The sequence below is a fragment of the Methylophilus sp. UBA6697 genome (genome assembly GCF_002454655.1).
GTDB lineage: Bacteria > Pseudomonadota > Gammaproteobacteria > Burkholderiales > Methylophilaceae > Methylophilus.
This window is the reverse complement of sequence record NZ_DKJH01000005.1, coordinates 99146-123760: the sequence shown is the minus strand read 5'-3', so window position 1 is coordinate 123760 and position 24615 is coordinate 99146. Positions and strand designations below refer to the sequence as shown.

At 49.6% G+C, this 24615-nt stretch carries 17 protein-coding genes; 5 read left to right on the top strand and 12 right to left on the bottom strand.

Annotation, left to right across the window (positions count from 1 at the left end; all coding sequences use genetic code 11):
* The first annotated feature begins 334 nt into the window (after positions 1 to 334).
* The 4 genes from epsC (at position 335) to B3355_RS03410 (ending at position 5602) form a co-directional block, all read left to right on the top strand.
* The gene (gene epsC, locus B3355_RS03425) at positions 335 to 1237 is read left to right on the top strand and encodes a serine O-acetyltransferase EpsC (protein ID WP_019882667.1); all 903 of its coding nucleotides are present in this window, start codon (positions 335 to 337) and stop codon (positions 1235 to 1237) included.
* Positions 1238 to 1295: 58 nt separating this feature from the next.
* Complete coding sequence (locus B3355_RS03420; RefSeq protein ID WP_024931004.1) at positions 1296 to 2210, top strand: family 2A encapsulin nanocompartment shell protein; 915 nt, start codon at positions 1296 to 1298, stop codon at positions 2208 to 2210.
* Positions 2197 to 4098, top strand: a complete 1902-nt coding sequence (locus tag B3355_RS03415; RefSeq protein ID WP_292780168.1) for a family 2A encapsulin nanocompartment cargo protein cysteine desulfurase — start codon at positions 2197 to 2199, stop codon at positions 4096 to 4098. Before B3355_RS03420 ends, B3355_RS03415 begins: the two co-directional genes overlap by 14 nt.
* A gap of 169 nt (positions 4099 to 4267) precedes the next feature.
* Positions 4268 to 5602: a TAXI family TRAP transporter solute-binding subunit gene (locus B3355_RS03410; RefSeq protein ID WP_292780166.1), complete on the top strand. Its 1335-nt coding sequence runs from the start codon at positions 4268 to 4270 to the stop codon at positions 5600 to 5602.
* A gap of 16 nt (positions 5603 to 5618) precedes the next feature.
* On the opposite strand, the gene B3355_RS03405 is transcribed toward B3355_RS03410, so the two are convergent.
* From B3355_RS03405 to B3355_RS03350, 12 genes are all read right to left on the bottom strand, one after another.
* On the bottom strand, positions 5619 to 7247 hold the full coding sequence (locus tag B3355_RS03405) for a putative bifunctional diguanylate cyclase/phosphodiesterase (RefSeq protein WP_235273173.1): 1629 nt from the start codon (positions 7245 to 7247) through the stop codon (positions 5619 to 5621).
* A gap of 225 nt (positions 7248 to 7472) precedes the next feature.
* Positions 7473 to 9137 (bottom strand): EAL domain-containing protein, encoded by a 1665-nt coding sequence (locus tag B3355_RS03400; protein WP_292780163.1) that lies wholly within the window; start codon positions 9135 to 9137, stop codon positions 7473 to 7475.
* A 175-nt stretch (positions 9138 to 9312) separates the two neighbouring features.
* Positions 9313 to 9591 (bottom strand): DUF2325 domain-containing protein, encoded by a 279-nt coding sequence (locus B3355_RS03395; RefSeq protein ID WP_019882674.1) that lies wholly within the window; start codon positions 9589 to 9591, stop codon positions 9313 to 9315.
* Positions 9592 to 9659: 68 nt separating this feature from the next.
* On the bottom strand, positions 9660 to 10667 hold the full coding sequence (locus tag B3355_RS03390; RefSeq protein ID WP_292780158.1) for a sulfate ABC transporter substrate-binding protein: 1008 nt from the start codon (positions 10665 to 10667) through the stop codon (positions 9660 to 9662).
* Between the two features lie 14 nt (positions 10668 to 10681).
* Positions 10682 to 12412, bottom strand: coding sequence for an alginate export family protein (locus tag B3355_RS03385; protein WP_292780156.1), 1731 nt, complete (start codon positions 12410 to 12412; stop codon positions 10682 to 10684).
* A 63-nt stretch (positions 12413 to 12475) separates the two neighbouring features.
* The gene (locus tag B3355_RS03380; RefSeq protein WP_019882677.1) at positions 12476 to 12670 is read right to left on the bottom strand and encodes a YezD family protein; all 195 of its coding nucleotides are present in this window, start codon (positions 12668 to 12670) and stop codon (positions 12476 to 12478) included.
* A 164-nt stretch (positions 12671 to 12834) separates the two neighbouring features.
* A complete protein-coding gene (locus B3355_RS03375) occupies positions 12835 to 14262 on the bottom strand; it encodes a porin (RefSeq protein ID WP_047517467.1) in 1428 nt (475 codons plus the stop codon).
* A gap of 158 nt (positions 14263 to 14420) precedes the next feature.
* Positions 14421 to 15959 carry a lysine--tRNA ligase gene (gene lysS / locus B3355_RS03370; protein ID WP_047517461.1) on the bottom strand — a complete coding sequence of 513 codons (1539 nt, stop codon included), beginning with the start codon at positions 15957 to 15959 and terminating at the stop codon, positions 14421 to 14423.
* 52 nt (positions 15960 to 16011) lie between these two features.
* Complete coding sequence (locus B3355_RS03365) at positions 16012 to 17175, bottom strand: sensor histidine kinase (protein WP_292780152.1); 1164 nt, start codon at positions 17173 to 17175, stop codon at positions 16012 to 16014.
* Positions 17176 to 17194: 19 nt separating this feature from the next.
* Entirely contained in the window at positions 17195 to 17875 is a 681-nt protein-coding gene (locus tag B3355_RS03360) for a response regulator transcription factor (RefSeq protein WP_019882683.1), read from the bottom strand.
* A 177-nt stretch (positions 17876 to 18052) separates the two neighbouring features.
* Positions 18053 to 18625: a hypothetical protein gene (locus B3355_RS03355; protein WP_019882684.1), complete on the bottom strand. Its 573-nt coding sequence runs from the start codon at positions 18623 to 18625 to the stop codon at positions 18053 to 18055.
* Between the two features lie 27 nt (positions 18626 to 18652).
* Positions 18653 to 20554, bottom strand: a complete 1902-nt coding sequence (locus B3355_RS03350; RefSeq protein WP_292780149.1) for an ATP-binding cassette domain-containing protein — start codon at positions 20552 to 20554, stop codon at positions 18653 to 18655.
* 179 nt (positions 20555 to 20733) lie between these two features.
* On the opposite strand from B3355_RS03350, the gene B3355_RS03345 reads away from it, so the two are divergent.
* Complete coding sequence (locus B3355_RS03345) at positions 20734 to 24582, top strand: YhdP family protein (protein WP_292780147.1); 3849 nt, start codon at positions 20734 to 20736, stop codon at positions 24580 to 24582.
* The last annotated feature ends 33 nt before the right edge of the window (positions 24583 to 24615 follow it).

The window sequence follows — 24615 nt, the reverse complement described above, 5'->3', positions numbered from 1 at the left end:
TATATTTATAATATAAAAATATATATAAAAAGGCAGATAAGTGGCCTCTACTGCATTGCAAATGCTGATGCAGTAGAGTAATTTTATAGGGGCAAAAGGGTTACTTAAATCAATGTTGCAGCACCTTTTGCAAGCCCGTCCACTAAATAACCAAATGGAATAAGCAAATAATCAATAATTATTTGACTTCGACCCTGTTCAATTACAGCCGTTTATTTTATAGTGGGCGAATATTAAAGCTGACTAGACCACTAGAAGCCAGTTTGCACTATTCGTGCAGCTGGCTTTTTGCGTTTTTAGCAGCTAAAACGGATACTGACAGGACAAATTGACGATGCAAGAAATCGCGATTGAGCACATCGTGCAAGAACTGGCCAACATACGAGAAAGCGCGTTACAACAACGCCAGCGCTTATCACAACCACCGAAACTCCCTTCTCGCAAGGCCTTGGGTCAATGCGTAGAATGGCTGGCAGCAGCCCTATTCCCCAATCGGCTGGGTGATCCTGACATTCAGGCCAATGCCATTAATTTCTACGTCGGGACAACGCTGGATAAAGCACTGCGAGAGTTACAGCATCAGATTCGCCTGGAACTGGCCTTCAAGTCGCCCAGTGAACCGATCAACCAGTTTCGCACGCAAGCACATAATTTCACTGCCCAGTTTTCAGAGCAGTTACCTCATATCCGTTTGCAACTGGATACAGATCTGGAGGCCGCCTACCAGGGCGACCCGGCAGCAGACAGTGTGGATGAAATCCTGGTCAGCTATCCCGGCATCCTGGCCTTGATTCATTATCGTATTGCCCATGTATTGCATGGCCTGGGGCTGACCATTATTGCGCGTTTAATGACCGAAATTGCCCATTCGCAAACGGGGATTGATATCCATCCTGGTGCGCAAATTGGGGATCACTTTTTTATTGACCATGGCACGGGCGTCGTGATTGGCGAAACCGCCATTATTGGCAGCCATGTCCGCCTGTATCAGGCCGTGACATTGGGTGCCAAAAACTTCCCCAAAGATGCCAATGGCCATCTGGTCAAAAAGTTTGAACGTCACCCGATTCTGGAGGACCACGTGGTGGTGTATGCAGGTGCCACGATTCTGGGCCGCATCACAATCGGCAAACATTCCATTATTGGCGGCAATGTCTGGGTAACCCGCAGCGTGCCCGCCAATAGTCATGTCACACAAGCACACTCGGATGCCAAACCGATTCCGGTAGCTGCTTGATTTTTAACTACTCAGTTTTTAGCCGCTAATTAATTAGTTTAATAAGGAGAATAATCGTATGTCTGAACAACCAACCCAAAGCGCCTTAGGCGATGTCGCCGCACGAACGCTTGCCAATGCCACCAAATCGGTGCCTATGCTCAGCACCATCAGCCCACGCTGGCTGGTGCATTTGCTCAATTGGGTACCGGTAGAGGCTGGTATTTACCGCGTCAACAAGGCCAAAGATCCTAACGCCATTACGGTCGATTGCTCTAACAAAGACGAAAAAGAATTGCCAGCGACTTTTGTTGACTACGAAGAATGGGGCCGTGAATATGTGTTAAATGCCGTCAACACCGTGGTAGACGTACATACCCGCGTGTCTGACCTTTACAGCAGCCCGCACAACCAGATCAAAGAGCAATTGCGCCTGACCATTGAAGTGGTGAAAGAGCGTCAGGAAAGCGAATTAATCAATAACAAGGAATACGGCCTGCTGAACAACGTGGCTAAGTCACAAACGGTAAAAACCCGTAACGGCTTCCCTACCCCGGACGACCTGGATGAATTGCTGACCAAAGTCTGGAAAGAGCCTGCCTTCTTCCTGGCGCACCCGAAAGCGATTGCTGCCTTTGGCCGTGAGTGCACCCGTCGCGGCGTGCCACCACCAACCGTGTCCCTGTTTGGCTCACAATTCCTGACCTGGCGCGGTGTACCGCTGATTCCTAGCGACAAACTGCCTATCGCCAATGGCAAATCCAAAATCCTGTTGCTGCGCGTAGGCGAAAGCAAACAAGGCGTGATTGGTTTGTATCAACCGAACCTGCCAGGTCAACAAACCATGGGCTTGTCTGTGCGCTTCATGGGTATCAACCATAAAGCGATTGCGTCCTACCTGGTCTCCCTGTATTGCTCACTGGCAGTGCTGACCGAAGATGCGATTGCCGTACTGGAAGATGTCGGAGTTGACCATTACTATGACTACAAGTAATTCTATCGATTTAGCGAGCTTTGAGCCTGAGGCGATATTAGCCTCACTGCCGGGTGAGCATCCGAAGATGACGGCTGCGCTGAGCGTGGGTCGCGAACTGGAAAACACGGGGGTGCTGGATACTGCCACCCTGACGCAACTGGTAAATGATCTTTACGCCGAAGGTTTTCCGGCCACCGCCCCGTTTGCGGCAGCAGACTTTGCGCAATCCTTGGCCGCTGGACATACGCCACAACCGTCTGTGCCAGCCACCGACTCATTGACCACGAAACTGGGCAATGCAGGGGGCAGCTCTTTGGGCGTATCGTCACCTAGCTACGTCCAGTCGCAAGTGCAACCCGTTACGCTGGAAACACAGGCGCAGCAACTCACTTACGCGCCTGGCGTGGAAACCTTGGCCAGTGATCCGCTGCATAACCATCCGGCACACCTGAATGTGTTGCAGCCTGACGCCGCTTACCTGGCACCGGCAGCATTTGCCGGGCTGGGCATTGAGATTCCCTATCAGCAGGAGCTTGATCGCTGGTTGGGCACAGGTGCGGGCCAGTCTCCGTCATCAGCAGCATCCACGCAACCGGCCAACAAATCGTCTGCGGGCAGCGCGCAATCATTCTATTTCTTGCAAGCTGAGCCAGCCGTCATCGGTAGCCTGCCCGCCTCTGCGCATCCAGCCTTTGATGTGCATGCCGTGCGCCGCGATTTCCCGATTCTGAACGAGCGCGTCAACGGTCGTCAGTTAGTCTGGTTTGATAACGCCGCAACCACGCATAAACCCCAGGTTGTCATAGACCGTATCAGCTATTTCTATCAACACGAAAACTCCAATATTCACCGTGCTGCGCATGAACTGGCGGCGCGTGCGACGGATGCTTATGAAGATGCGCGCGAAACCGTGCGCCGCTTTATCAATGCACCGTCGGTGAATAACGTGATTTTTGTGCGTGGCACCACCGAGGCCATTAACCTGGTGGCCAAAACCTGGGGCAAGAAGCACCTGGGCGCTGGTGACGAGATTGTGGTTTCCAACCTTGAGCATCACGCCAATATCGTGCCCTGGCAGCAGCTATGCCAGGAAACAGGCGCGGTGATCAAGGTGATTCCGGTCGATGATAGTGGTCAGATATTGCTGGAGGAATACCAGAAATTGCTGACGGCAAAAACCAAGCTGGTGTCTTTCACGCAAGTGTCGAATGCCCTAGGTACCGTGACGCCGGCGCAGGAAATGATTGCCATGGCACACCGGGTTGGCGCCAAGGTATTACTGGACGGCGCACAATCTGTCTCGCACCTGCGTACGGATGTGCAAACGTTGGATGCTGACTTTTTTGTGTTCTCCGGACACAAGATTTTCGGCCCGACCGGTATTGGTGCGCTGTATGGTAAAGCAGACGTGTTGCAAGACATGCCGGCCTGGCAAGGTGGCGGTAATATGATTCAGGATGTCACCTTTGAAAAAACGGTGTATCACCCGGCGCCAGCCAAGTTTGAAGCAGGCACCGGCAACATCGCGGATGCCGTGGGTTTAGGTGCTGCACTGAAATATGTGGAACGCCTGGGCATTGAGAACATCGCTGCCTACGAGCATGCTTTGCTTGAGTACGCGACCGCAGCCATGAGCCAGATCCCCAATCTGCGCTTGATTGGTACCGCCAAACACAAAGCCAGCGTGCTGTCATTTGCACTCAAAGGCTACCAGAGTGAAGAAGTCGGTGCAGCGCTGAATGAAGAAGGCATTGCGGTGCGTTCTGGTCATCATTGCGCACAACCTATCTTGCGCCGCTTTGGTGTCGAAACCACGGTGCGTCCTTCATTGGCGTTTTATAACACCTATGAAGAAATTGACCGCATGATTGCGGTGTTGCAGCGTTTGGCGTCTTATCACGCTTAAGCGCACGTAATCTGGGCCGCAACGGGCGTACAGTGGTACATCACTGTACGCCCTTTTTGTTTGCTCCAGCACTTCTGTTGTGACATTCTGTGCAAGCCTCTGTAAAATCACTCACACCAGCCCGCAGGGTTGAGGCTCTCTACAATCAGGTATCAATAAAAGCTGACCGATGAAATTTGATCCGCGCAATAACAAATTCACTTCAATTTTTACCAGAGAAATGCTGGAGGCCACACTGCCTTCAGTTCTGCTGATCTGCCTGGCCCTGTTTTTTGCCTACAAATTCATAGACCCGGCGCCACCACGCAAGATTGTGATCGCTACCGGTGAAGCCGATTTAAACTACAACGCCTATGCCGCTATCTACGGCGTCTACTTGCAAAAGGAAGGCATCACGCTGGAGTTGCGCAAAACGTCAGGCGACACGGAAAACCTGCGTTTGCTCAAAGATCCGGAGTCCGACGTCGATATTGCCTTTATCCAGGATGGTATGGCCCATAGCGAAGGCGCGGGTTCCTTGCTATCGCTAGGCAGCTTGTATTATCAGCCGGTATGGATATTTTGCCGCTGCAAAGCCACTACCACGCATTTATCAGCGCTCAAAGGCAAACGTATTGCTATCGGCTATGCTGGTAATGGCACCCATGCCCTGGGCAGCACACTACTCACAGAAAGTGGCATTAACAATAGCAATACCAAGCTCGTGTCTATTGGCGGCGAAGAAGCCGCAACTGCGCTAAGACAGGGCAAGCTGGATGCCGCGCTGTTTGTGGATGTCGCCAATTCTGGCATGATTCACGAAATGGTGACTGACAAACGCCTGCGCTTGCTGAGCATGGATACTGCAGAAGCCTTTTCACGAAAATTCGCCTTTATGCACCATCTGGTGCTGCCTGAAGGCGCCATGGACCTGGCGCGTAACATTCCGGGGCATGATGTGCACTTAGTAGCGCCTACAGCCACGCTGGTGGTGAAAGAAAGCATGCATCCTGCCCTGGCTTACCTGATGATGAAAGTGATTGCCGAGGTACATGGCGGCCCTAGCCTGTTTAATACCAAAGGCGAGTTTCCTTCAGCCAAAGATACCGACTTCCCGCTGAGTACGCAGGCGCTTAACTTTTACAAATCCGGCTTACCGATTATTGATAAATACCTGCCGTTCTGGGCCGCGACGTTTGTGAACCGCACCCTGATTGTGATCTTGCCATTACTGGCTTTATTGATCCCGCTGACCAAGATTATCCCGATGGTGTATGTGTGGCTGGTTAAACGCAAACTATTCCGTTATTACGGCGAGTTGCGCTTTCTTGATACCCAATTGCAAGAGATCAAGAGTGCTGCAGATGTAGAGGAATGCCTGGAAAAACTCAATGAGATTGAAGCGAAAGTGGTCAATGTGAAATTACCAGTGCCATTCTCACAATATGCTTATGAGTTACGTGCGCATATTGAGCTGGTCAGGTCAAAGCTCAATCATCACAAGTTTCAACCAGCATCCGTTTAAATGCCAGGCGACACACTTATGTGCGCCTGGCACTGACCCACTGTTGCAATGCCTGCGCTTCCATCGGCTTGGCGTATAAATACCCTTGTACCAGATCACAGCCCAGGCTTTTCAGGTACTCAGCTTGCGCCTCCGTCTCCACGCCTTCTGCCACGATCTGGTAATGCAAGTTTTTGCCGAGCACGACAATCGCACTGGTAACGGCTTCTGAACGCTCTTTGCCTGGCACGTCATTGACAAAAGAACGATCGACTTTTAAATAGTCGCCGGGGATATCACGCAAGTAAGCCAGGCATGAATAGCCAGTGCCAAAATCATCAATCGCCAGTTTGACCCCAAGCTGTTTCAGCGCCTGCAAACTATCGGTGCCCTTGCAGTCGGAATGAATCAGCGCACTCTCGGTCAGCTCAATCACCAGGCGTTCTGCGGACAGACCGGTTTCGCGCAAAACTTGCAACACATAATCGGTAAATCCCGGCGAGCGCAGTTGCATGGGAGAAACGTTGACTGACACTTTGACCTTGCTCAACGCCCCCTCTTGCCAGGCGGCCACCTGCTGGCAGGCCGCTTTCAACACCCAGGCACCCATAGGCACAATCAGGCCGGTCAGCTCTGCCACACCAATAAATTTGGCGGGCGGTACCACGCCTTGTTGCGGATGTTGCCAGCGAATCAAGGCTTCTACACCGACCAGTTCGCCGGTCATAAAATTCAGCTGCGGCTGGTAAACCAGGTAAAACTCCTGATGTGCAATCGCCGCCTCCAGCTCGCTGGCAAATGCCAGGTCTTCAGGTGGCAAGACTTGCTCATGCATCACGCCTTTGCGGTAATAAGTAAAAGTCATGATACAGACGACGGAAATCAATGCCAGCGTGATGATCAACGGTGTCAAACGGTAATCATGCTTAAAATAAACACCAACACCGCCGAGGACGATCGCGCATAAAAACAGCAAACTGACGATCCAGCGCAGATGCTTGCCGGTATCGTCCATCAATAACAGATAGCTCATTGAGGTTTGCGACACCTGCTTGGCAAGCAAGGCAGAGGCACAAAGCAAGCCGCCCAAACAAGACAGCAGAGACAGCTGGCCATAAGCATCCGGGATACCATATGCTCGCGCCAGTAAACCGGTCACCGGCATCAGCAACGCGACACTGAGTACCGCCTGGCTTGCGCGGTTACATTGAAAGTGGCATAACAAAAAGCCTGCGATCACCAGCAACGACATGCCGAAATCGGTCGCAATCTGGCCATGGCTGACCACTTGTGAAAAACTGTTGATGGAAGCAATATGACTAAAAGAGGCGTGGCTGTTTAATAGCCAATAAGTTTGCAGCATATAGCCGAGTAACACGCTGCCAATCAGCCAGCCGATCAGAGGATGCTCACGCCTGGTGTCGTAAATGACGCGCAAACTCACCGCGACAAAAATGAGGTAGCTCACACTCTGCAACACACTTAATTCAAAGGTGTGGTGCAACTCACTCAATGGGAATCCTAGCAGCACGCTCACAATGCTGGCAAGTGCCAGCCAAGGAGAGTACTTCTGTACTGTTCTAAGAAATCGATGCCGCATGTACTGGCGTTGCGTTGTACATTCCTGAACAGTTACTGTCGGCCAGTCAATGCTGGATACTGACATGTTGCCCCCTGTCGCTATCTATTATTATCGCCTGCGCTGGCAGGCAGTTTTGTTTTACTATAGGCGCAAGTACATTGAAATCAACATAAAATAAAACAGGGTTTTATCATCCTTTAAATCAAATTAAATTGATACTCATGGATGATTCGCTATGGAACAGCGTGTTTTTATAAACAAGCTCTCAGTGCAGGCTATCTCGACAACAGGCATGGCCATCGCCACTGATTAAGCGCTTGCTGATGCGGTCTCTACGGGCAGATTGTTCGCCACCCATTGTTGTAAAGCCTGGGCTTCCAGCGGCCGGGCAAACAGAAAACCTTGTGCGATATCGCAGCCTATACCTTTGAGAAAACCGGCCTGGGCTTCAGTTTCGATGCCTTCGGCAATAATACGGTAATCCAGGCTCTTGCCTAAGCTGACGATGGCCTGAATCACGGCCTCGGCCTTGTTATGGCCAGGCAATTCCATCACAAATGAACGGTCCACTTTTAAATAGTCGCCGGGAATATCGCGCAGGTAAGACAAGCACGAATATCCGGTGCCAAAATCGTCAATCGCCAGCTTGATGCCCGCCTGTTTCAGGCGATGCATGATGCGGGCATTTTCACCATCATCCTGCACGAAAGAGCTTTCGGTGAGTTCCACCACCAGCCGCTGTGGTGGGAAGCCAGTTTCAGCCAGGATTTGTAAAATATCCTCCACCAGCGTGCCTGATTTGAGCTGCAGGGCGGAGACATTCACCGCCACTTCGATTTTGCCTAACACAGGGTCATGGCTCCATTGCGCAGCCTGTGTGCAAGCCGTGCGCATGACCCATTTGCCTAAAGGCACAATCAGACCGGTCAATTCGGCCACCCTGATAAACTTTTCTGGAGAAATAATGCCTTTTTCCGGATGTCGCCAGCGTACCAGGGCCTCGACACCTTTTAACTTGCCGGTATTGAAATCAACTTGTGGTTGATACACCATAAAAAACTGGTGGCTATCCAGCGCAGCTTCCAGTTGGCTGGCAAAGTCCATATCGGTGGCTGGCAACACTTGTTCGTTGCTTTGCCCTTTGCGGTAATAGGTGACAGTCATCGTATAGACAATCGCTAAAATCGCCACCACAACCAAAGCAGGCAATGCGCGCATATTGTCTTCAAACTCAACACCAGCTCTGGCCAGCATAATGGCGAAAAAGCTTAAGAAAACGATACTGAAGCGTATCTGCTTGCCATTGTCATCCATCAGCAACAAGTAACTCATGGGCGGATGCGACGCGTGCCTGGCCAATAAACCAAAGGCACACAACAAGCCACTTAAGGTTGCCAGCGGTGGCATCAGACCATAAGGACGTGCAATGCCACACAAAAACCCCAGTAGCGGAATCAATGGAATCATGACAGCGACGCACAAAATAGCCTGGCTGGTGGCCAGCCAACCAGAACGCTGGAATAGATAGGAAATGGCAATCAGACACGCCAGCAAAGCGCCTGAGGCATATTCCACCAGCCTCGAGTCTTGTTGCACTTGTATATCATTCGCGATGCGCAGTAACTGCGCAGTATCGTTAAAATCGGCGGCGTAAGGAGAAAGTTGCACCATGAACAAACTGATGGTGACCAGTGACATGGTGAGCATGGCCAGATTGGTGCGACCGTTTTCCAGCAGCAAATTGTAGCTGACCAGAATAAAGGTGAGATAAGTCAGTAATTGTGCCAGCCAGACATTGTTATCAACGTCTAACAGATAATGCGGAAAACCCAGCAAGCCACAGACCATGCTGGCCATGGCCAAGAAATGGGTATTGTCCTGCACTTTACGCACAAGACGATGACGCATAAACTGCCGCTGCGTTATATTTTCGTTGAGTGGCGCTGCCAGTTCGCCAATCCCAGTTTGACTCATTATTTACCCTTTAACCGCTATCACTGCATCATTCTCTGCCACAAGCAAAAAAGATTCTTGAGTCAGGTCATTAAACCTTAAATCTCAATAGTGTTATCGGTTAAACAAACGGATAAATTTAGACCTAATTTAAAAAAAATTAATAATTAGGGCCAAGTCACGGTAAAGCGCATGATCAGGCCGCCTCGAGCACGCGCTGCATGCCATCCGCGCTATTGCGTGTATACACGACCTTGAGGCCACGCTTGTGTGCCACATGCTTGATGCGGTACATCATGGAATGATTGAGCCAGCCGGTGACCAACACAATCACATTCACGTTTGCCGGTAGCTCGCGTTTCACATCGCCAGGCTTCCTGCCGGTCCAGTGATCAATTTTATCGATCCCTTGCGCCTGCAGTACCTGTTTGATGCCTTCAATGCGGTCACCACCAATCACTAATGCTTTTGACATGAAACACTCTCCTTGTTGTAGAGAAAGAAAAAGGCATTGGGTAAATGCCTTTTTCTATTGATCAAATCTTATTTCTGGTAAATCTCGTCAAACACGCCACCATCGGCAAAATGTGTTTTCTGTGCTTTTTGCCAGCCGCCAAACGTTTCATCAATCTTGATCAAATTGACCTTTGGAAACTGTTTTTCGTATTTCTTGGCGACAGACTCCAGGGTCGGGCGGTAGTAATTCTTCGCCGCAATTTCCTGGCCTTCTTCACTATACAAATATTCCAGGTAAGCTTTTGCAACCGCTTCGGTGCCATGTCGCTTGGCATTTTTGTCAACCACCGTCACAGGCGGTTCAGCCAAAATCGACAAGGAAGGCACCACGATATCGAACTTGTCCGGGCCCAACTCTTTCTGCGCCAGGAAAGCTTCGTTTTCCCAAGCCAGCAACACATCACCAATGCCACGTTCGACAAAAGTGGTGGTTGAGCCACGCGCACCGCTATCCAGCACCGGCACGTTTTTAAACAGCTTTTTCAGGAAGTCCTTGGCCTTGGCATCGTCGTTATTGTTCTGCTTGAGCGCATAAGCATAAGCAGCCAGGTAGTTCCAGCGTGCACCGCCCGAGGTTTTCGGGTTAGGTGTAATCACCGAAGTCCCTGCTTTCACCAGATCATTCCAGTCCTTGATGTTTTTCGGGTTGCCTTTACGCACCAGAAACACAATGGTGGATGTATAAGGTGAACTGTTATGCGGCAGACGTTTTTGCCAGTCTGGCCCGAACAAACGGCCTTTGCTGCCCACTTCGTCAATGTCGTAAGACAAAGCCAGTGTCACCACATCAGCCTGCAAGCCATCGATCACTGAACGCGCCTGCTTGCCTGAGCCACCGTGTGATTGCTTGATAATCACATTGTCGCCCGTTTTAGCTTTCCAGTACTTGGCAAATGCATCGTTGTAGTCTTGGTACAACTCACGGGTCGGGTCGTATGACACATTGAGCAGGTTGACATCGGCAGCCCAACTCACTAGCGGCGCAAGCAGTGTTGCCACCAATAACGCCTGTTTAATTTTATGATTTAATTTCATATCTATCCCTTTGACTAGAAGCCGTACAGTGTTAATTCTGTGTAGAAAAAGTCAGAATCCAGTGAACGGGTTGGATCATTGTTGTTTGAGGCAATCTTGATTGCATTTTTCACAAAATCCCCTGCCCAGAAGTGTGCATAACCCACATTCAACGCAGCATACTGATTCAGTGGGAAGCGAACTCTAAAATCAAACTCCTTACCCAAATCGGCACCAGATTTACCTGTAATATCAACCAAGTTATTACCTGCCCCCCAACGATCCGTTGAACTGTCGAGTCGATACCAGCTAAACCCTGTATCTACTTTCACGTTATCCAAGAATGGAACTTTAGGATCGAACTCTGCACGCACTTTGGCAGCACGAATGTTGTTCATTTGGATGTAGTCATTGTTAGACCATGGTCGAGCAAAACCGAATAAACGATCGAAGCCCTGGCTGTCGGATCTGTCGGTAGCAGTATTGCCACTGGAAACGGTGTCACCACTGGCTACACCGTAAGAACTGCTAAAACGTGGTTTCCATGCGTGCTTATTAAATGTATAGCCCACTTCGGCGTTATAGGAGTAAGCATCATGATCCACAGTGATATAACGACCATTCGCTAAAGTAAGTGTTCCGCCATTATTCACAAAGCGTTGTACATTACCCCACTGCTTGTTATAACTAACATCATAGTCCCATTGTGTACCAGGCAAGATACCAAACACACGAATACCAGCAGTATTAATCTCGCGATCAATTTGTGCTTGAGCCTGTCGCACCGCGCTATATACGCTACGATCTGTATAAGCTGTACCATTCCCGTCATATTGCACCTTGCTGCCATCCTGCTTCAGATAGAAGTAGTACGGCTGTATGGTCACGTACTCTGACCAACCACGCCAATCACCTACAAGTCCATAAAACTGTTGGGCATGATCAACCTGATCAAGCTGATTTGCAAAACGCTGCACAGGTTGTACTGCAAAGGCCTCTAACTGCCAGTCATTTTTCTTTTCACCAATATTGGCACGAATACCTTGGAAAGAGTTAGTTGTGTTACGCCATTCGTTACGGGCGATCAAACGACGATCCAGATCTTCCCAAGCCAGGCGGCCACCACGTACCCAGAATGGGCGGTTATTACCTAAATCATCCTTACCAAAAATGCTTTCTTTGAAATACAACTCCAGATAAGCCTGAATGAAGTCAGCATGATCAATATCTTTTGGGTCATTAGATAAACGACGATCAGTACTGTCATTGTAATCACTATGATTACGGCGGGAGTCTTGCACTTCAACCGCGAAACGGAATGGATCCAAAATATTCTTCAAACCGACATAAGCACGTGTACGTAGCAAGATTGGTTCATCAATATTCTCTTGTGCGCGGCGGAAGTCATTTTGACGGCTTTCAGCACGTATGCGATGTTCAAAACCAAGGTCAAGCCAGTCAACATCAGCAAATGCATCAAAATCTTTCAGCCAGGTTTTGTTAGCCTGTTTTACATACTTTGGTGGCTCGGTTTCTTTTTGTGTGCCATAACTACGGCGCTCAACGTAATAGCCACTTGCTGCTTTGGCAGCCGCTTTTTCTTCAGCCTTGATTTCTTCCAGGCGTGCTTTTACTTTCTTTTGTTGCTCAGCATCCTCTACTTGCGTCTCTGCCAGCTGTACCTCTTGTGCCGCCGAGGCCACGCCATTACCCAGCCACCACACACCTGCGGTTGCCAGTGCAAGACTTAATTTCTTTAACTGCATGTATATCTCCCGTTAATTAATGACTTCCAGCAGCCTGGTCAGTGCTCAGTAAAATCTTATCAACTACTTCTTGGGTTTTATCTGGTGATCAAAGCGCACTTTCTCACGCCGTTCAATTTGCGTCACCCGCCCATCATGTACTGTAATTTCAATAGAACCATAACCGGTATCCTTCTGCACAGCCGCAATGGCCGCCGCAACAATCGCCAACAAGGCTTCGTCAGCTTGTGTTTCCGGTTTGTTTAATACTGTAGACATGATGCCCCTCACTGCATTGAATGAAGGGCATTATTTCAGACTATTCATATNNATATTTTAAAAAATAATTATTCGTTATTTTTATATTACTTTTAACTATATATGAAATAAAAAAAATCCCGCAAGACTGCGGGATTTCAATTTAAGTTTTGATACGTCTGTTATTAGAAGTTGTACTGTACTTGTACGCGCAATGCATCTGCGGTAAAGCTTTGATAATCCAGCGTACCAGCACGGTTACCAGTCACCAGGTTATTACGCTTCATATGATGGTATTCAGCCATAATTTCGACCTCTGGTGCAAGTTGCCATTCAACACCTAACTCCCAATCGTTAACGTGGTTCTCAGGCGCATTGGTTTCTGCTTTGTTATAACCATCAAAGTATTGCCATTTGATAAATGGAATCAACGTACCATTCGTCTCCAGGAATTGGAAGTTATCAATCTTGTACATCGCTTGTACGTAACCACCTTGCAGGCTTTTCTCTGCAATTTTATTTTGAGCAGCATCCATACCTGGTGTGGTACCCCAGTTCCATTCAGCTTGTAAACCAAATGGTTGCGGATACATCACAAAACTCACACCAACACGTTGATCTTTAAATCCTTTGGCATCTGCAGTTGCAATGGTAGGCGTACGTGTTGCACCAGTATTCGCAGATGAACTCACGTTAGCATTACCGTTGAAGTTATAACGACCTGTTGTCGGCGCATACTCACCATGATAACCCTGAATACTGGCTTCATAAATCTGGCCGGATTGCGTCTTCCAAGGGTAAGTAGCACGCGCTACCACATGGTAATTGTCGTTTACGTCACTGCGGTTTGCGCCTTGTCCGTTATACAAACCTGCACCCAACATACCGTAGTTGCCAGAATGCTTCAGGCCTTTATCGTTGATTTCTTTAAATAATGCTTGAACGTTTTCTGGTGTGTAGTAGTAAAACGCACCCGTGTCACGCTCATCACGCACCGCACTGTTCATTGCGTCTACACGATCCATCGCCAAACGGTTAGAAGACGATTGCAAGTTTTCGAAACCATAAGGGACTTTAGATTGGCCCACACGCACGCGGTGTACTTTCGCCTTATCAATATTGATATCACCATAAGCATCACGAAGCTGTGCAATGTTGTTAGTGCCACTAGCGGACGATGCAAAGTCCGGCTGAATGTAGTAGCTTAAGTGGTCACCAAAATCACCAAAAATAATGATGCGCGCACGACGAATCAAAAAGTTTTTATCCGGGTTGATTGAGTCATCGGTACCTACTGAGCGATCAGACCACAAGTCGACAGGATGGGCAGGATTATCACCATCATTACCAATCATTGCCGTGACGCGGTTCTGCACATAACCACGGATATTCACACGGCTAGTCCAGTTCTTACTTTCCTTCTTTTTCTGCACTTCAACTTCATTAGTACGGCCCTTCATCAACAAAGCGCCCTCTTCTTCAGTCAAAACGCCTTTGCTAATCAATGCCTGAACCAGGTCAGTCGTTGAATCAGCATGCGAGACAGACGTCAAACCTGTTAACAGACCACCAGCCAAGGTTGCCATCAACAAACGACGAAACTTCAAATTCATTTTTATCCCCTGTTATAAGATTACATGTGTGTATCCGGGACGTATTTTGAATTTTCAATATGACAGTTTGATGACAAACCTTACAAATTTCTTACAAACAGACTACTAGTAACAAAAAAGCCACCCTTACTGGGTGGCTCTATGATACTTTGATGAGTTTAGCTCTCTGCACGCATGTGTGGGAACAGAATCACATCACGTATGCTCGGGCTATCGGTAATCAGCATCACCAGGCGGTCAATGCCAATGCCGCAACCACCGGTCGGCGGCATGCCATATTCCAAAGCACGGATAAAGTCCGCATCGTAGTACATGGCTTCCTGGTCACCCGCTTCTTTGGCTTTCATTTGCGCATGGAAGCGCGCTGCCTGGTCTTCAGCATCGTTCAACTCGCTAAAGCCATTGGCCATTTCGCGGCCAGTGATAAACAGCTCAAACCGTTCGGTGATTTCAGGCTGCTTATCCGAAGCGCGTGCCAGCGGTGAAACTTCCACCGGGTAATCGATAATATAAGTAGGCTGCCACAGTTGGCTTTCCGCGGTTTCTTCAAACAGGGATAACTGCAATGAGCCCAGGCCTGCGTGAGCAAATGGTTTCACACCAAACTTCAATAACTCCTGACGGATAAAGTCAGCGTCATTGAGTTGCGCCAGCGTATATTGCGGCGCATATTTCTGGATCGCGCCCACAATGGTCAAACGCTCAAACGGCTTGCTTAAATCCACTTCTTTGCCAGCGTAGCTCAACACCGCAGTGCCGTTCGCGGCAATCGCTGCGGCACGGATACATTGCTCGGTAAAGTCCATCAGCCATTGATAGTCTGTGTAAGCGGCGTAGAACTCCATCATGGTGAACTCAGGATTATGGCGGACGCTGAGCCCTTCATTACGGAAGTTACGGTTGATTTCAAATACGCGCTCAAAGCCGCCGACAATCAGGCGCTTTAAATAAAGCTCTGGCGCAATGCGCATAAACATCTGCATATCTAATGCATTGTGATGCGTAACAAATGGTTTGGCTGACGCACCACCAGGAATCGGGTGCAACATAGGAGTTTCTACTTCGAGAAATTCGTTGTCATTCATAAACTGACGAATCGCCGCCACCACTTTTGAGCGTGCCTTAAACGTGGCGCGTGTTTCTTCAGACGTGATCAAATCGACATAACGCTGACGATATTTGATTTCCTGATCTTGCAAACCATGGAATTTTTCCGGCAATGGGCGCAGTGACTTGGTGAGTAAACGCAACTCGGTGACATGCACAGAAAGCTCGCCAGTGCGGGTTTTAAACAAACGTCCGCGCGCACCCAGAATATCGCCCATGTCCCAGTGCTTAAAGCTCTCGTAGAGCGCTTCACCGATTTCATCACGTGCGACATACAATTGAATACGTGCGGTGCTGTCCTGAATCGTTGCAAAACTGGCTTTGCCCATCACACGTTTCAGCATCATGCGGCCAGCAACCACAACGACGATCTCTTGCGGATCCAGCGTTTCTTTCTCGCTGGCAGCATACGTTTCTTGTAAAACAGCCGCTTTATGCTCAGGCTTAAAGTCGTTAGGAAAAGTAGCCACTTGTGCTGATTGCGCTTGTTCGCGCAGCAAGCGCAACTTTTCGCGACGCTCTGCAATCACGTGGTTCTCATCAACGACTGACTCTGTCGCGTTGTCTGGGTTGGAGTGTTGTGCTGTCATAAAGTATCCGGCAATTGTCTGCGTTATTCGTAAACCCGCTATTTTAGCATTGTTACATCCAATTTTTGGACTCTTGATCGCTAGGTGCCTCATGCTTTTCAGGCAAATGGATACGTATCATAAAACCATGTGGATTAAGATTGGTTGCGTTGACAAAACCACCATGCGCCTCAACGATATGCTTGGTCATCGCCAGGCCAATGCCATGCCCATCCACTTGTGATGCGCGACGACCGCGTACAAATGGCCTGAAAATCTGCTCCAGCTCCTGCGGTTCCACGCCCTGGCCTTGATCCTGCACTTCCAGAATCACCTCCCCCGTGCGTGCGCTGTGTTGCAATTCAATCGCCACCACGCCATTCTCCGGACCATATTTCACGGCATTGCGGATCACATTATCGATCGCCCGCTGCAGCAACTCCAGCTGGCCATCTACCACTACAGCATCTTCTGGCATCTCGAGATGCAGCTTGGCTTCATGCTTCTCAAAGAGCACATCGCCCACAATACCGGTCAATAGCCCTTTTAAATCCACCTCAGTTTTTTGCAGCTTTTGCATGCCTGATTCAAAACGAAAGATTTCCAGTAACTCAGAAATCATGCGCTCCATGCGCACAGCTTCCAGCTCCACACGCTGTAAAGAGCTTTGCATTTTTTTTGGATTTTGCATCACCAGGCCTACCGACATCTGTATCCTGGCCAGTGGCGAGCGTAGCTCATGGGAAACATGGTGCAGCATTTTGGACTGGCTTTTGATCATATTATTGAGGCGTAATGCCATCAAATCAAACGCTTCACCAAGCTCAGCAAACTCATCATGGCTGGCCTTGATTTTAGGGCTGACCCTGACTAGCAGATCGCCTTCTGCGGCACTCTTTAAATGTTCAAGCAACAACTTGATGGGATGCGAAATAGACCAGGCCAGGACGCCGGCAAAAATCGTGCTGGAGATGAGGCTGTATATCAAAACAGAGAAAGGCAAACTAAAGAGTTGCCTCTCAGTCCAGCGCTGGTCGGTCTTGGCGGAGAGTGGTTCAGCCTTTAACGCATTTGGCGTTGTCTCACAGTTGCTTCCAGACGAACAAATCTGCGAGACTTCATGATGCTCAGGTGTTTGTTGATGGGCCTGCCACTCGATAATATTACCAACGATAAGATCGGTGGAGACGAGCGCCAGAAAAAATGCTAAAAATAACTTCCAGAACAGGCGCCCCATAACCCTCGCATTAAATCACTTACTCTCTAACAAGTTGATATCCGACGCGGTAAATGGTTTGTATCACATTCACACCGCCAGATACTTCTGATATTTTTTGACGGATACTGCTCAAATGCACGTCAATACTACGGTCATACTTCACTAGCGGACGGCCCAGTGCCTTAATGGACAAATCTTCTTTGCTGACGATAGTACCTGCATGTTTAGCCAGAATTTCAATTAGGCTAAATTCGGTGCTGGTAAACACAATCGGCTTATCCACCCAAAACACTTTTCTACGTTCACTTGAAACGACCAGTTGGCCAACCACGATATCGTTGCCTTTTGGCGTGTCACTGGTGTGACGACGCAAAATCGCACGAATTCTGGCAACCAACTCTCTTGGCAGACAAGGTTTCTGCACGTAGTCATCCGCGCCGCCTTCCAAACCTTCAATGCGGCCCTCGTTGTCGTCTTTAGCCGTGAGCATCAGCACAGGAATATCAGAATGTTGTCTGACATTCCGTAACGTCTGCAATCCGTCCTGACCTGGCATCATTACATCAAGAATCACCAAGTCGAATTTACCGGCAAGTACGTATTGCTCACCCGTCAATCCATCATGCGCAGTCGTCACCGCAAAGCCCTCTTGCGTCAGAAACTCCTTCAGCATATTGGCTAATTCAACATCATCGTCAATCAACAGCAGCTTGCTCATTTATGTCCTTTTTTAAAAGATAACACAAGGCTTATCCTAATATTTAGCCTCGGAATATTATGAACAATTAAATTGATTAACAAGCGTAAATGGCCTAACTTTACCCAAGTTTTCAAACTGTATCAAAAATGTTAAACAATTTTAAATTATACATTAAAGTTTTATGATGCTAAATCGCTAATCAGCCGTAAATGCCTCACACAACTGACTCAGCAATTGCCCAAACAGTGGCAATACATCTTCCGCGCTATGCGGGCTGTCATCATCGGTGGTCGCAATCATATAACTAATGGTCACTTTATCCAGATTTTCACGATATTCCTGCCAATGCTCAGACTCTGCTTCGGCAATCAGTTTAAATTTATGAAAACCGGATTCAATAATCTCGGCCAGCATTTCTGGCGCAAGCCCGTCAAACAAGGTTTTACCGATTGTAATCTGTGCCCTATCGTAGTCGGGTTGCAGCCCTTCCTGCGTCAGCGGCATAAACAAGAAGGCGTAGACCATCAAGCCAAAGCATTGATACACGCCTAGCATGTCAAAATCATTTTGCAATTCTTCTGCCGGGTGGCGATCCGCAGACTGAATCGCTTTAAAAGTCAAAAAACTCGCCAGATAATGCACCGAGTCTTCGACATCCCCATTGGCAAAAGCGGCCACGGCTTGCGCCTCTGACTGGCCCCCGGCATGCGTCTGCGCCTGACACAGCTGATGCATGAATCTCAAACGCTCTTCATAAGTCATTTCCATGATGATCCCTTTATTAATATCGTCGTGTTACTCAATCTCAGGCAGCGCTTCCAGTTTTTCCTGCACATCCAGCCACTGCTCCTCGATCGAATCGAGTTTTTTTTGATTCTCACCTTGCGCAATCAATAAGGCCTGCAATGTTTCGCGTTGCTCGACATCGTAAATCGCGCTATCAGCCAGACGGTGTTCAACGTCCTGCTTTTCTTGCGTGAGCTTGGTCAATTGGGTTTCCAACGCAGCCAGCGTTTTGAGCAAAGGCCTGCGCTCTACCAGGCGCGCCTGCCTGTCAGCTTTCTGCTGATGATAACTATTCTGCTTGACTGCCGCAGGTCGGCTCGCAGCGACTTCTGCTTGCGCTGTCTTCAGCAAAGACACTTTGTAATCTTCCAGGTCGCCATCAAACACACTGGCCTGGCCATCAGCCACCAACACAAATTTTTCGCAACAAGTGGCAAGCAGCGTGCGATCGTGCGACACCATCACCATGCCGCCTTCATACGCCTGCAAAGCCATGGACAAAGCGTGCCGCATTTCAATATCCAGATGGTTGGTCGGCTCATCCAGCAAAATCAGGTTAGGCCGTTGCCAGATCAGCATGGCCAATGCCAGGCGTGATTTTTCGCCACCAGAAAATGGCCCGCAAGCTGCTTTGGCCATTTCACCCCTGAAATCAAAACCGCCTAAAAAATCTAATAACTCCTGCTCTCTCGCAGTGGCATCCAGCCGCTGCAAATGTTGCAACGGTGAGTCACTGGCAACCAGTTGTTCAAGCTGGTGCTGAGCAAAATAGCCTATACGTAAATCCTTGCCCTCCACGCGTTCGCCCGACAACAGGGTTGCTGACTGTGCCAGCGCTTTAATCAAGGTGGATTTACCAGCACCATTTTTACCAAGCAAGCCAATACGTTCGCCAGGACGAATCGCCAGATGCTCAAGTTTCACCAGGGTTTGTCCCGCATAACCCAGTGCGACCCGATTCATCACCAATAAGGGATCCGGCGCTGAACCCAGGTCACGAAAACTGAAGCTGAAGGGAGAGTCTACGTGCGCGGCACTGATGCGCTCCATGCGTTCAAGTGCCTTGATACGGCTTTGCGCCTGGCGTGCCTTGGTCGCCTGCGCGCGAAAACGATCAATGTATTTCTGCAAATGCGCCATTTGCTGCTGTTGCTTTTGGTAACTGGCTTGCTGCAATGTCAGTTTTTCAGCCCGCTGGCGCTCAAAATCGCTATAGCCGCCACGATATAAAGTGAGCTGCTGTTGTTCGATATGCAGGATATGATTGACGGTATTATCGAGGAATTCCCTATCATGCGAAATGAGCAGCAAGGTACCACGATAAGCGCTCAGCCAGCCTTCCAGCCAGATCACAGCTTCAATATCCAGGTGATTGGTCGGCTCATCCAGCAATAACAAATCCGAACGACACATCAACGCGCGCGCCAGGTTGAGGCGCATGCGCCAGCCACCGGAAAAATCGCTGACTGGGCGGCTCAACTGTGATTGAGAAAACCCCAGACCGGCCAATAAGGCACTGGCCCTGGCTTCTGCGCTATAGCCATCAATATCCGCCAGCCGCTGGTGCCACTCGGCGACATGTAACGGGTCATGGCTTTCACCTGCGTCGGCTTGCGCAAGCTGTGCTTGCAAGGTGCGCAACTCCTCATCGCCATCCAGGGTATATTCGAGTGCAGATTGCGCTAGCGCAGGCGTTTCCTGTGCCACATGCGCAATCACCCATTGCGGCGGCATCAGCAACTCACCTACATCTGCCGTGAGCTCACCACGCAGCAAAGCAAACAAGGTCGACTTACCCGCACCGTTGGCGCCGGTAAGGCCGACGCGATGCCCCGGATGCAACTGAAAACTGGCCGCTTCGACCAGCGTTTTACCTGCTCTGGAAAAAGTCAGTTGTTTAAACTGAATCACTGACAATCACTTTCATTTAAAAACTGAAGTTGCAAAAGAGTGGCATTTTAAACGAATCATTCATGCTCATGCTGAATAATTCCGCAGCCAACAGGCAGTTCTGCTGCGGCTGCGCAACTGTTTTCGAGTAAAATGGTCAGTTATCACTAAAACTTCCTCAACCCTTGTTCAACGTCCTTATGCCTCTGCAAAAAATCAAACGCTGGCTGGTTTCACTCATGATTGTTATTTTTGTCATGCTTGCAGGCATTATTGGCGTCATTCAGTTCTATGTGTTTCCACATATTGATGACTACAGAGGCCGCATTGAACAAGCGCTGAGCCAATCGCTCAAACAGCAAGTCACCATCGCCCACATTGGCATTCGCTGGCGCGGCCTGGCACCACAAGTGACACTGGGCAAAGTCACTGTGTTTGATACCGAGCACCGCCCTGCGCTTGAGTTATCGCAGGTGACTACCCGTTTGTCGTGGAGCAGCCTGGTTCTGCTTTCGCCTTCATTGGTCAGCCTCAGCATAGACGCGCCTAACTTAGTCATCAGGCGTACAGCCAATGGTGAACTGTTTCTCGCAGGCATCTCCATGTCAGGGCAAGGCAACCCGGCCTTTGCCAACTGGCTGCTGGCGCAACGACGCATCCAAGTCTCTCATGCCACCATCACCTGGCTAGACGAGAAACGCCAGGCACCGCCGCTGTTGCTTGAAGATTTGAATATTGAAATATTAACGCCCGTCTGGCAGCGCCTGCTGCACCGTCATAGCATCCATATCGACAGCCTGGTCTCAACCGGGACAAAGCAGCGTATCACCCTGGAATCAGTCGTGGTCGGTCATGATGTGGCTAAACCTGAAGCATGGCATGGCGAAATTTCGCTACGTTTGCCAGAAACCGATTTAGCCGCCTGGAGCCCCTGGTTAGACCTGCCACTCAAGGTGAATGCGGGCAAAGGCAACCTGACCACCACGCTGGCATTCGACGCACTGCAATTGCAACGCCTGGCTGCGCAAGTGCAACTGAGCGATGTAGCAGTCAAACCCGCCAATGAGCCACAAACCTTTGTCGCCAAAACCGTAGCTGGAGAGTTGCGCTGGCAACGTGTTGAGCAACGCTTTATGGTCACGCTCAAGCACTTTTCTGCCAACGTCCAGCCTGGTTTGGTACTAGAGGATAGCAATGGTGAGCTGCAATGGGATGACAAAGGCCATGAAGGCACAATCACGGTTAAAAAATTCAGCCTGACCCAAGGCAATTTATTTGCGCAATGGTTACCACCTGACTCAAAAATAGCAACATACCTGGAAAATATGGCGCCCGCAGGCAATGCCTCTCAAATCAAAGCGCGCTGGCTATATCAACAAGATCAGTGGCGTGATTACGCTGTAGAAGCCAACTTCAATGCGCTGCACACGCAAGCTTATGCCAGCATTCCTGGTCTGGATAACTGGTCTGGGCAACTATCACTACACCCCAATGCAGGCAGCGTGGAACTGGATACTAGCAAGGCGACTATTGAGCTGGCTGGCCTGCTACGCTGGCCATTACCCATAGACCGTTTGCAGGGTGAAGTGGAGTGGAGTCATAACGGCCAGAAAACCTTGATCAGCACCCGCAACCTGCAGTTTAGCAACCCTCACCTGGCCTTGCGCACCAATATGGAATACCAGTTAGGCGCAGCAGGCGGCGACACCATACAACTACAAAGCCAAATCGAGCGTGGCGATGCAAAATTTGCGCCGTTTTACTACCCCTTGATTCTGGGTGAAACGACCTTGCACTGGCTGGATAGCTCAATTCTCGGTGGCCAAATCCGGCGTGGTGAAGTAATCGTCAAAGGCCGGGTCAGTGACTTCCCTTACGTCAACCAGGCGCAGCAATCTGATCCATCCCTGGGCCTGTTTCGTGTGACGGCTCAAGTAGACCGTGCCAGCCTGGAATATGGCACTGACTGGCCAGTCATCCAAAATATCGACGCCTTCCTCAAGTTTGAGGGCAAGCGCATGGATATCGCCGTTAAAAACGGCAGCACGGTCGGCCAGCACATTACGCAAGCACAGGTCGAGATTCCGCTACTGGATGCCGACTGGCCTATGCTTAACGTCAAAGCGGCAGCCACCGGCACCGTCGAGCAAGGTGTGAAGTTCGTCAACACCAGCCCGGTAAGACAAGTCACTATGGGCTTTACCGACTTTTTGAAAACCACAGGTAATGCAGAACTTAAACTGGCATTGCAAGTGCCCCTCAACGATGTCGACGCCAGCCAGTTTCAAGGCGATTACAACATAAAAAATGGTCACATTGCCGCCAACCCGCAAATTGCCATGCCGGAAATGAGCAATATTAATGGTCATTTAAAATTCAACGAAAAAGGCCTGCAAGCGCAAGGCATACAGTTATCGATGTTTGATAATCCTGCCAGCGTCAGCCTGAGTACCCGATCTGACAAATCCGTGATTATTCAAGGCAGTGGCCGCATCACCGATGCTGCGCTCAAAAAACTGGATAACAACCCGATTACCCGCGCTTTGCACGGTACGACGGACTGGAAAAGCAATCTGTTGATCCAGGCGCCGAATATCCGGCTGGATATCCGCTCACAGTTGATCGGCATGGCAATCGACCTGCCAGACCCCGCAAAGAAAAGCGTAGAGACTCCCGCCAGCCTGACGATACGTTTCCGCCAGGAAAGCAACCAGCCAGACAAAATCGCGATTCATTACAACGACTGGATTCATGCCAACTTTTTGCGTAATGCGAATAGCCCAGCCGCTGTCAGCGCCGGTGAAATTGCGATCAATACACCGCCTCGTTTACCAACCGGAGATGGCATTAATTTGCGCGCAGACTTTCAAAAGCTTAACGTGGATGAGTGGTTGGCCTATCTCAACCAGGGTAGTGGCAACCAGACTGCGGAATCCTCCTCACTGGCATTGAATCAAATAGAACTGACTGCGGGCACCCTGCATGTGTTTGACCGCAACCTGCATCAAATCAAGCTGAATATTGCTCCAGACAATGATCGACTCAAACTGGCGATACAAAGCCAGGAACTGGCAGGCGATGCAGACTGGATTTCAGGTAAACCCAGCAAACTGGTGGCCAAATTAAACTACCTGCGTATTCCGCGCAGCATGGACACCGATAACAACACCAATCCGACAGAAGTGCGGCGCCTGGACATGACTTACCCTGAACTGGACATCACCGCACAAGATTTTCAGTTTGGCGACAAACAATTGGGCAGCCTGGATTTAAAAGCCTACAACAGCGGTGAAAGCTGGGTAATACAGCGCATGAACATCAGCAACAGCGATAGCCAGCTCTCAGCCGACGGCACCTGGCGTAACTCGGTACGCAGCCCGCAAACCATGCTCAAATTCAACCTGACTTCAAGCAACCTGGGCAAAACCCTGCAGCGTTTTCAACCAGGTGGCGAAATGGTTAAAGGCGGCACTGGCAATATGAATGGTCAGNNTCAGCTGGGCTGGCCAGGCAGCCCGCACGAGTTCGCGGTGGAAAGGCTGGATGGTAACTTCACCATGCAACTGGAAAAAGGCCAGATTTTGAAAGTGCAGCCAGGCGTTGGCCGTTTGCTGGGCTTATTGAGCTTGCAAAGCCTGCCACGTCGCTTAACACTAGACTTCCGTGACCTATTTAGCGAAGGCTTCGCGTTTGACAAGATCAACTCTACCGCCAATATCAAGGACGGCATTTTGCGTAGTGATGACTTGTTTATGACCGGCCCGGCCGCCGAAGCCAGAATCAAGGGTGAGACCAATTTAAAAACAGAAACGCAACGCCTGCGGGTGAAAGTGGTGCCACATATTAGCGATTCGGTTTCCCTGGCGGCGCTGGCGGGTGGGCCGATTGTCGGCGTGGCTGCGTTTGTCGCACAAAAATTACTCAAGGACCCGCTTAACAAAATCAGTGCCAGTGAGTATATGATTACAGGCACCTGGGATAATCCGCAAGAGGCAGAGGTTGATAAAAAGGCCCCTGCACCTGCTCAGCCCTTGAAAACGCTGCACTAATGACCACATTATTATTTCAACGGAAAACTTGCC